This is a genomic window from Pseudoneobacillus rhizolycopersici (assembly GCF_054786815.1).
This window is the reverse complement of record NZ_JBTOOE010000300.1, coordinates 1-211: the sequence shown is the minus strand read 5'-3', so window position 1 is coordinate 211 and position 211 is coordinate 1. Positions and strand designations below refer to the sequence as shown.

Annotated in this window: 1 protein-coding gene; it reads left to right on the top strand. The window is 51.7% G+C overall.

Annotation, left to right across the window (positions count from 1 at the left end; all coding sequences use genetic code 11):
* Positions 1-3 precede the first annotated feature (3 nt).
* The coding region (locus tag ACX9YW_RS23840) for a CDP-glycerol glycerophosphotransferase family protein (protein ID WP_460351320.1) at positions 4-211 on the top strand (208 nt) is incomplete at its 3' end.

Here is a 211-nt window from a genome sequence, read left to right as displayed (position 1 = left end):
ATCGTGGCCTTAAAGACCCAGATGGGCATTCCGTTGGATAAGAAGGTCGTCTTGTACGCGCCGACTTACCGGGACAACCAGTTCGCCGAGAAGGGGAAGTACACCTTTGAATTGCCGTTCTCGTTAGACGATTTCAAACAAAAGTTTGGCGACGACGCCGTGCTGGTCCTGCGGATGCACTACCTGATCTCTAACGCTTTAGACATCAGTG